Below are 9,758 nucleotides of genomic sequence, written 5' to 3'. Positions count from 1 at the left end.
ACCGTCGGACGTCCCGGCCATCTGGGGGAGGCCCGGGCAGCGACCCGAGCCGCCGCCGCGGCCGGCCGAACCGGCGGACCGGGTGGAACCGGCGGAACCTGCGGCCGCGCCCGCGCAGGTCAGACGCGGGCAGTCGATCGCCGCCTACAAGCGGCCCGAGCTGGTCGAGATCGTCGGACGCATCGCCGTCCGCGAGCCGGACCTGTCCGACGACCAGCTCATCGACCTGGTCACCCGCCTCCTCGAATGCCCGGAGGACGAGGCACTCCTCGTCGGCGCCCGCCTCCGCTACGCCGTGGAGGTCTACCGTGACCAGTCGGAGTCCGGGTAGCGCGACCTGCGGACAGAAAAGAAGGGCCCCGCTCATGCCGGGCCCTTCGGCTCTACGATCCGTGGATCGCGGTGTCGGCCGTCGCCGGCAACGGTGCCCGCGCGAGCCTTCGATTCTCGACGCCGTCTCGGCTGGACTGGTCATGTCAGCTGAACAGGCGTCTGCGAACGTCGAGCGCCGTGTCGCCCGCCGAGACGTCGGTGCTGAGAGCCCGACCGGCGAAGTCGTAGGTGAGGGTGACGTCGTCGCCTTTCTCGGCCGCCTCGACGGCGGTCTTGATACCGGCTTCGAGGTCTCCGGTCCTGGCGTTTATTTTTTGGTGGCCAATGCCGTGTGCCTTTCGTTCTTTTGTTTGTCGGGTGGGCGTTCCCACGGTCGGGACAGTCCGGACGCTTCCCTGAGACGCAAGGCGGCAGGGAAGGCGCTGATGCCCTCGGTCTGGACGCAGAGTCCGGGAAGGCCGTCCCCCGAAGGACCGGCGGCCTCGGTGGATCAGCGGGCAAGTGTCGGAGGAAGTCGGTACAAATGTCCGCGTGACCGAATGGGCGGAGGACGCGCTGGCGCGGTTGCGCTCCGCCGTCGCGCGGGGCGATGGGGCCGCCGGGCTCGGGGTCCTCCGAGGGCGGGACCTCATGCCGGTGCTCCAGTACGCCGGGGACGCGCTCGTCGCCGCCCTGGCCCAGGGAGTGCCCGGTGCGGAGGCGCCCGCGCGGGAGTGCCTGAACGAACTGGAGGGGCGCGGTCTTCCGGGCGACCCCGAACTCGCCGCGGAGGTGGCGGCGGCGCTGGGGGCGCGTCCGGCGTCCGGCCTCGCCGAACTCCCGGTCGACCTCGCGGCCGTGGCGGCGGCGATGGACGACGGGTTCCAGGTGCTCGACCTGCGACGCGGCGACGTCCTGCCCGCGGGGGAACCGCCGGACGGCCTGCCGATCCCGCCGGACGCCCTGCCCGGCGGCGAGGACGCCCGGCGGGGGTGGGCGCGCAGGTGGCTCGCCGAGCAGGGGTTCCGGCCCGTCCCGCGGCGGCTCTAGCCCCCGGGGCGGACCAGGGGGAACGGGATCGTCTCGCGGATGCTGCGGCCGGTGAGGGTGATCAGGAGGCGGTCGATGCCCAGGCCCATGCCGCCGGCGGGGGGCATCGCGTACTCCAGGGCGCGGAGGAAGTCCTCGTCCAGTTCCATGGCCTCGGGGTCGCCGTCGGCGGCCTGGAACGACTGCTCGGTGAGGCGCCGGCGCTGGAGGATGGGGTCGATCAGCTCGGAGTAGGCGGTGCCGAGTTCGAGGCCGAAGACGATGAGGTCCCATTTCTCGGCCAGGCGCTCGTCCGCGCGGTGCGGGCGGGTGAGGGGGGACGTCTCGGCCGGGTAGTCGCGCACGAACGTGGGGGCCGTCAGCCTCTCCTCGACCAGGGCCTCGAAGAGCTCCTGGACGATCTTCCCCTGGCCCCACTGCGAGTCGAAGTTCAGGCCGACGCCGCCGGCGAACTCGCGGACGGTGCCCACCGGTGTGTCGGGGGTGATCTCCTCACCCAGGGCGTGGGAGACGGACTCGTAGACGGTGATCTCCTGCCACGGTTCGGCGAGGTCGTACTCGACGCCGTCCCGGACGACCACGGTGGTGCCGAGCGCGGCGCGGGCGGCGTCCACGACCAGGGACCGGGTCAGGGCGGCCATCGTGTCGTAGTCGCCGTAGGGTTCGTAGGCCTCCAGCATCGTGAACTCGGGGTTGTGCTTGGGGGAGACGCCCTCGTTGCGGAAGTTGCGGTTCAGCTCGAAGACGCGGCCGACACCGCCGACGAGGAGGCGCTTCAGGTACAGCTCGGGCGCGATGCGCAGGTGGAGCTGCATGTTGTAGGCGTTCATGCGGGTGGTGAACGGGCGGGCGGCGGCGCCCCCGTGGACGGGCTGCAGCATCGGCGTCTCGACTTCGAGGTAGCCGCGGGCCCGCAGGCCGTCGCGGACGGCGGCGATCGCGTCGCCGCGCATCCGGAGCATCCGCCGGGACTCGTCGTTGACGATGAAGTCGACGTACCGCTGCCGGACGCGCGACTCCGGGTCCGACAGCCCGGACCGCTTGTTCGGCAGCGGACGCAGGCACTTGGCGGCGAGCCGCCAGGAGGAGGCGAGCACCGACAGCTCCCCGTGCCGGGAAGTGACGACCTCGCCGCGCACGCCGACCTGGTCGCCGAGGTCGATCAGCGTCTTCCAGTGATTCAGGGACTCCTCGCCGAGCGCGTCGGCGGTCAGCATCACCTGCAGGTCGCCGGTCTCGTCCCGCAGGGTGACGAACACGAGGCGGCCGTGCTCGCGCGCGAGGAGGACGCGTCCCGCGATCGCCACGCGATGGCCCGTGCGGGCGTCGGGGGCCAGGGAGGCGAAGCGTGCGCGGATGTCGGCGGCGACGTCGGTGCGCTCACAGCCGCGCGGGTAGGGCTCCATTCCGGCGGCGCGGATGCGGTCGAGCTTGGCGTGCCTGACCCGCTCCTGCTCCGACAGCCGCCGCCGCGGCGCGCGGGCCGCGTCGGCGGCCTCCTCGATCCGCTGGATCCGCTCGACGAGGTCGGCAGACGGGACCATGGCGGCCGCCCGGTCGAGCTTGGGACGGTTCAGGTTTGGCAGGAACCCCTCCGCACGGGCGTAGGCCAGTCCCAGCCGGACGAGGTGCCGGCTCTGCGTGTAGCAGATGTAGCGGGGACGCCAGCTCGGCAGGTACTTCGCGTTCGACAGGTACAGCGATTCGAGCTGCCAGAACCTCGACGCGAACGACAGGAACCGGTAGGACAGGCGGGCGACGGGCCCGGCGCCGATCTGCGAGCCGCGCGCGAAGGCGAAGCGCAGCATCGCGAAGTTGAGCGAGAGCTGCTGCGCGCCGACGGCGGCGGCCCTCTCGGCGAGTTTGGCGACCATGTACTCGTTCAGCCCGTTCTCGGCGAGCCGGTCGCGGCGCATCAGATCCAGCGACAGTCCGGCGCGTCCCCACGGGACGAAGCTGAGCAGCCCCCGGAGCTCGCCGTGGGCGTCGAACGCCTCGACCATGACGCAGCGTCCGTCGGTGGGGTCGCCGAGGCGGCCGAGCGCCATCGAGAACCCGCGCTCGGCCTCCTCGCCGCGCCACGCGTCGGCGCTGCGGATGAGCCTGGCCATCTCCCACCCGGGGATCTGCGCGTGCCGCCGGATCCGCACCGAGTACCCGGCCCGCTCGACCCGGCGGACGGCCTGCCGGACCTGCCGCATCTCGCGCCCGTCCAGGTTGAAGTCCGTGAGGTCGACGACGGCCTCGTCGCCGAGTTCCAGCGCGTCGAACCCGTGCCGCCGGTAGACGTGCGCGCCGCGCTCGCCGACGCTGACGGCGCCGGGGATCCAGGCGTGGGCGCGGCACTCCGCCAGCCACGCCTCGATCGCCTGGTCCCACGACTCGGGATCGCCGAGCGGGTCGCCGCTGGCCAGGGAGACCGAACCTTCGACCCGGTAGGCGATCGCCGCCTTACCGTTCGGTGCGACGGTGACGTCCTTGTCGCGGCGCAGCGCGAAGTACCCGAGCGAGTCCTGGTCGCCGTACTCGGCGAGCAGCGCGCGTGCCGCGAGCTCCTCCTGGGGGCTGAGGACGGGGTCCCGGCGGCCCGGCCTGAACATCGCCCAGAACGTGACGATCAGCAGTCCGGTCCCGAGGACCCACAGGATCGCGTCGACCCAGGGCGGGGCGAGGACGTCGATCGGCCGGCCCGTCACGCGCGGCCCGAGCACGGTCTGGGAGATCGCGTAGACCGGGTGCGTCCAGAAGGCGCCGCCGTCGTCCTGGTCGGTGAGGGTGACCAGGAACGTTCCGATTCCGCAGGTCACGACCAGGAGGTTGGTGAAGACGGTGGTGGCGAGCCGGCGGTTCGCCCGGTCGGGCAGCGTGGTGAACTCGCCGCGCGCGGCGACCAGCAGGACGAGCACGGCGAGGTACACCGCGGCGGTGACGATCAGCCCGACGTGGGTCGGCTTCGCCGGGTTGAGGAGCGTCGTCACGACCGCGGTGACACCGAGCGCGGTCGGCAGGCAGAAGATCAGGACGAGGATCCGCCACGCGGCCTTCTTGCGCCGCCGGATGCCCATCGAGAGCAGGATCCACAGCAGTCCGATGGGCACGCTCGGGAACCACCCGAGATACCCGATCCAGCGCAGCGCCCAGATATCGGCTATCTCAAGGATGAGACCATAGGAGACCCAGGCGAGCAGCGACAGGATCCCGGAGAGTCGGGTGTACCAGAAGAAGATCGTCGGCGCGGAGCGGATCAGCCGCCCCCATTCGCCCCGCAGCGCGTCCCCGCCACGCGGACCCTGCCCCGCCGCTGTCCCCCGGTCGCGGACGCCGTCTTTCCGGGCGGTGTCCTTGCGGGTGCTTTCCCTCTCGGAAGCGCCCTTCCCGATGGAGGCTCTCGTAGCGGGTTCATTCGTAGCGGATGTCACGTCCACCATGCTTCCGTCCGTACGGGCATGCCCTCAGGCGAACCTTGACGGCACGCCGGACGTCGTACGAGTAGGGGGATGCGGCTTGCAAGCTCGGTCCAAGGTTGTCAGCAAAAGTCGATATGGTCGCGGATATGCCAAGTGAACCCACCGGTGAGCGCTTGCTCGCCCGCCGTTACCGACTGGTGACCCATGTCGGCCGGGGCGGTATGGGGACGGTCTGGCAGGCACACGATGAGGTCCTCGGTCGTGACGTCGCGGTGAAGGAGGTCATCCTCCCGCATGGTCTCACCGACGAGGAACGCGCCGTACACCACAAGCGCACGTTCCGTGAGGCCCGTACCGCCGCGCGGCTCGGCCACCCCGGCGTCGTCACCGTCTACGACGTCGTCGAGGAGGACGACCGGCCCTGGATCATCATGGAGCTCATCAGGGCTCGCTCCCTCGACCAGGTCATCAAGCAGGACGGTCCGCTGGACGCGCGCCGCGCCGCGGAGATCGGCCGGCAGATGCTCGCCGCCCTGCACGCCGCGCACGAGGCCGGCGTCCTGCACCGCGACGTCAAGCCGAGCAACGTGCTGATCACCGGCACCGGGCGGATGGGCGAGCGCGCCGTTCTCACCGACTTCGGCATCGCCACCGCCTCCGGCGACGCCACCCTCACCCAGACCGGTCTGGTCATGGGTTCGCCCGCCTACATCGCGCCCGAGCGGGCCCGCGGGCGGCTCGCCGGACCCGCCTCCGACCTCTGGTCGCTCGGCGTCACCCTGTACGCGATGATGAACGGCAAGTCGCCGTTCGAGCGCTCCGAGCCGATGGCCGCGCTGATCGCGGTGATCTCCGACGAGCCCGATCCGCCGGAGAAGGGCGGGCGGCTCATCCCGGTCATCGAGGGGCTGCTGCGCAAGAACCCCGACCAGCGGATGGACGCGATCGAGGCCGGTGCCCTGCTGGACGACATCGTCCGCCAGGAGACCATCGACACGCAGCGCACCATGGCCGTCGAGTTCTCCATGGACGAGCCGGCGCGGGAGCCGGAGGCGCACGCGCCGGAGCCGCGCGGGGCGGAGTCCCACGGGGCGCGGCCGTACGCGGAGTCCTACGCCGAGCCGTATCCCGAGACGTACGCGCCCGACCAGCCGCTCCCCGAGGAGGCCGGCGGCCCCGGCGGCGCGACGACCGTCGACCCGGTCGGTCCGGCCGCAGCCCAGGAGGCCCGCCCGGACCAGCTGACCAGCTTCGACATCCCGGCCGGCAAGGCCGCCCGGACCCGCAGCGCCGGCAACGCCGGCGACCCCGGCAAGGCGGGCGGCCCGAAGGCCGGCCCCGGAGAGACGGCGCCCGACCCGGACCGTGTCTCGTCATGGCGTTCCGGCCCGCGGACGGAGCCCGCGGGCGGCGCCGCCCCCGCGGCCCACGGGTCACCGGGCCACGGGTCATCACCCGGCCAGGGGGCCGTGCAGCACGGGGCCCAGGGTCGCGGGGCCCAGGCTCACGGGGGTCCGGGCGGTCCCGGTCACGGGACGTCGACGCACTTCCCGCCGACGACGCACGCGAACGCGCGCCCGGCCCTCGCCTCCAACCGGAACGTGCTGATCATCGCCGGGATCGTCCTGGTCCTCATCGTGGTCGTCGCGAGCATCGCGTTCGCGGGCAACGGCGACGACGAGAAGACGGCGGGGAAGGAGAGCGCCACGGCCCCGGCGACCGGCGCCGCCCCGCCCGCTCCCGCGACCTCCGCCCACCCGAGCGGCTCACCGAGCGCGACGCCGAGCGACGGGCTCCCCGCCGGCTTCACGATGCACGACGACCGCAGCGGCTACTCCGTGCCCGTCCCGGAGGGCTGGAGCGGGCCGGAGCGCAAGAACGGCGGCGACTTCTTCTACTCGCCCGACCGCAAGATCTACTTCCAGATCGACCAGACCGACGACCCGGGCGACAGCGCGATCGACGACTGGCGGCGGCAGGAGCGCGGCGGCTCCGGCTGGCCCGGCTACGAGCTGATCGGGATCAGGCCGACCGGCGACCAGCCGCCCGTCCCCGACACCGGTGACGGCGACGACTCCGCGGACTGGGAGTTCACCTTCGACGGCGACGGCGGCCGCCAGCGCATCCTCAACCGCGGGTTCGTGACGGAGGGGCACGGCTACGCCATCCTCCTCCGGGCCCCCGACAAGAACTGGAACACGGTGCTCTCCGACCTCCAGCCGGTCTACGCGTTCTTCGAGCCGGCGGACGACTGATGGGGGCCCGTGTCCTCGCCGGGCGGTACCGGCTCGAATCCGTGGTGGGACGCGGCGGGATGGGCACGGTCTGGCGCGCCCGCGACGAGACCCTCGACCGGGAGGTCGCGGTCAAGGAGGTCGTCCTGCCCTCGGGGCTGAACGACGACGAGCGCGACAACCGGCACCGCCGGACGCTGCGCGAGGCCCGCGCCTCGGCCCGGCTGAACCATCCGGGCGTCGTGACCGTACACGACGTCGTGGACGAGGACGGCCGGCCCTGGATCGTCATGGAGCTGGTCCGGGCCCGTTCCCTCCAGGAGATCGTGGACGAGGACGGGCCGCTCCCGTCCGGCCGCGTGGCCGCGATCGGGCGGCAGATCGCGGGCGCGCTCCGCGCCGCGCACGCGACCGGCATCCTGCACCGGGACGTCAAACCCGCCAACGTGCTCGTCGCGGAGGACGACCGGGCCCTCCTCACCGACTTCGGCATCGCCCAGCTGGCGGGGGACGCGACGCTCACCGGCACCGGGCTGATCCTGGGGTCGCCCGCGTACATGTCGCCCGAGCGGGTGAACGGCGACCCGGCGATCCCCGCCTCCGACCTGTGGGCCCTCGGCGCCACCCTGTACGCCGCGACCGAGGGGCGGGCGCCGCACCACCGCAGCGACGCGATGGCCGTCCTCGCCGCCGTGATGACGCAGGACGTGCCGCCGCCCGAGAACGCGGGGCCGCTCGCGCCCGTCATCACCGCCCTGCTGGAACGCGACCCGTCCCGGCGGTTGGGCGGCGACCGGGCCGAGGAGGCCCTGAAGGCGATCGCGTCCGGCCACGCCCCCGACCTGGCCACCGCGCCGCCAAGCACCTGGCCGTCAGGCACTGGGCCGTCAGGCACTGGGCCGGTGGGGGCGGGCGCCACGCAGGCCGCGCCGTATCCCCATTCGCCGCAGCCGTCGCCGGGAGGCCCCGTCCCTCCGCCGGCTCCCGGGATGACCAGCCACTACCCGCCGGGGACGGACGGTCACTGGACGCCCGGTGACGCGCGGGCCGCCACGTCCGGAGCGGGGAATCGGTCGGTCGCGGCGCCGATCCTCGCCGGGGTGGCCGTGGCGGCGGTGATCCTGGCCGCCGCGGGGTTCTTCCTGTGGCCGGACGGCTCGTCCGGCGGCGGAACGGGCACGCAGCAGCCGCCGCCCGCCGCGGGGCCGTCCACCCCGGCCGGCCAGGACACGCCCACCACGCCCACCACAACGAGCACGCCCGCCACGTCCGAGACTCCCGGACGGACCCCCCTCCCGGACGGGCTCGTCCGGGCGAGCGGCCCCGGCTACTCCATCGGGATCCCGCGCGGCTGGGAGCGCTCGGTGCAGGGCGCCAGCGTCATCTGGACGGACCCCGCGAGCAGCGCCTACATCCAGGTAGACCAGACTCCCTGGTCGGGCGACCCGTACGAGCACTGGCTGGAGTGGGAGCAGCAGGCCATCGCCGACGGGCAGCTGAAGAACTTCAACCGGATCTCGCTCACCCGCACCAGCGTCGGAGGCGTGCCCGCCGCCGACATCGAGTTCACCTGGTCCCGCGACGGCGTCACCCGGGCGCGCGACCGCGGGGTGATCGTCAACGGCCGGCCGTACGCCGTGGTGGTCGCGGTTCCCGCGTCCCAGTGGAACGCGAACGAGGCACTCGTGAAGAATGTGCTCGACACGTTCCGTCCCTCCGGGGTGGGATGACCAAGGAGGGCCCGTCTAGCCATGGCACAGGCACGTCTGCTCGGTAACCGCTACCGGCTCGACTCGGTGGTCGGGCAGGGCGGCATGGGCACCGTGTGGCGCGCCTTCGACGTCATGCTCGACCGCGAGGTCGCGGTCAAGGAGGTCGTGTTTCCGCCGGGCCTCAGCGACTCCGAGCACGCCGTCATGTACGAGCGGACGTTCCGGGAGGCGCGGGCGTCGGCGCGGCTGAACCACGCCGGGGTGGTGACCGTCCACGACGTGGTGGAGGAGGCGAACCGGCCCTGGATCGTCATGGAGCTCGTCCTCGCCCCGTCCCTGCAGGATCTGCTGGACCGGGGCCCGATGGAGCACCGCCGGGTCGCCGACATCGGGCTGCAGATGCTCGCCGCGTTGCAGCACGCCCACGAGAAGGGCATCCTGCACCGCGACGTCAAGCCCAGCAACGTGCTGATCACCGACACCGGGCGGGTCGTCCTCACCGACTTCGGCATCGCCCAGGTGGAGGGCGACTCCACGCTCACGCAGACGGGCCTGGTCATGGGCTCGCCCGCCTATATTCCACCGGAGCGGGCGCAGGGCGAGCGCGCGGTGCCGGCGTCCGACCTGTGGGCGCTGGGCGCGACGCTGTACGCGGCCGTGGAGGGCCGTTCCCCCTATGAGCGGTCGGACGCGATGTCGTCGCTGCAGGCCGCGCTGACCGAGCCGGTCCCGCCCGCCCGCAACGCGGGTCCGCTCGCGCGGGTGCTGGACGGGTTGCTGGTGCGCGAGCCGAGGACCCGGATGACGGCGGCGCAGGCGCATCCGCTGCTCACCCGCGTGGCGGCCCTTCCCGGGCCCCGGACGCCGCCGCCTCGCCCGCCCGTCGCGCGGGCCGGCGAGACGGTCGCGGACGAGCCGTCCGGCCGCTACCAGCCGGGCGGCCACGCCGACGAGGTGGCGGAGACCGTCCTGGACTCCGACGACCTGGACCCGGTCACCCGCCGGGATCCGGGGGACCTGGACCCGGTCACGCGCCGGGACCC

7 protein-coding genes are annotated in these 9,758 nt (G+C 73.0%); 5 read left to right on the top strand and 2 right to left on the bottom strand.

Annotated features, from left to right (window positions below):
- The coding region (locus E1281_RS40715; RefSeq protein ID WP_207943618.1) for a hypothetical protein at positions 1–331 on the top strand (331 nt) is incomplete at its 5' end.
- Positions 332–476: 145 nt separating this feature from the next.
- On the opposite strand, the gene E1281_RS32470 is transcribed toward E1281_RS40715, so the two are convergent.
- Positions 477–704 carry a hypothetical protein gene (locus E1281_RS32470; RefSeq protein ID WP_131883535.1) on the bottom strand — a complete coding sequence of 76 codons (228 nt, stop codon included), beginning with the start codon at positions 702–704 and terminating at the stop codon, positions 477–479.
- A 160-nt stretch (positions 705–864) separates the two neighbouring features.
- Between E1281_RS32470 and E1281_RS32465 the strand changes: the two genes are divergently transcribed.
- A complete protein-coding gene (locus E1281_RS32465) occupies positions 865–1,362 on the top strand; it encodes a hypothetical protein (RefSeq protein WP_131883534.1) in 498 nt (165 codons plus the stop codon).
- Here E1281_RS32465 and lysX read toward each other — a convergent pair.
- A complete protein-coding gene (gene lysX / locus E1281_RS32460) occupies positions 1,359–4,781 on the bottom strand; it encodes a bifunctional lysylphosphatidylglycerol synthetase/lysine--tRNA ligase LysX (RefSeq protein ID WP_243717654.1) in 3,423 nt (1,140 codons plus the stop codon). The two genes, E1281_RS32465 and lysX, sit on opposite strands and share 4 nt — an antisense overlap.
- Before the next feature lie 134 nt (positions 4,782–4,915).
- Between lysX and E1281_RS42265 the strand changes: the two genes are divergently transcribed.
- The 3 genes from E1281_RS42265 to E1281_RS32445 all read left to right on the top strand — a co-directional run.
- Complete coding sequence (locus E1281_RS42265) at positions 4,916–7,024, top strand: serine/threonine-protein kinase (RefSeq protein ID WP_243717653.1); 2,109 nt, start codon at positions 4,916–4,918, stop codon at positions 7,022–7,024.
- On the top strand, positions 7,024–8,733 hold the full coding sequence (locus E1281_RS41470) for a serine/threonine-protein kinase (RefSeq protein WP_207943617.1): 1,710 nt from the start codon (positions 7,024–7,026) through the stop codon (positions 8,731–8,733). The genes E1281_RS42265 and E1281_RS41470 overlap by 1 nt, the downstream gene beginning before the upstream one ends.
- A 21-nt stretch (positions 8,734–8,754) precedes the next feature.
- The coding region (locus E1281_RS32445) for a serine/threonine-protein kinase (RefSeq protein WP_131883533.1) at positions 8,755–9,758 on the top strand (1,004 nt) is incomplete at its 3' end.

The sequence above is a fragment of the Actinomadura sp. KC345 genome, from assembly GCF_004348515.1.
Classification (GTDB): Bacteria; Actinomycetota; Actinomycetes; order Streptosporangiales; family Streptosporangiaceae; genus Spirillospora.
Note: the sequence above shows the minus strand (reverse complement) of the source record. Positions and strands in the feature narration are given on the sequence as shown.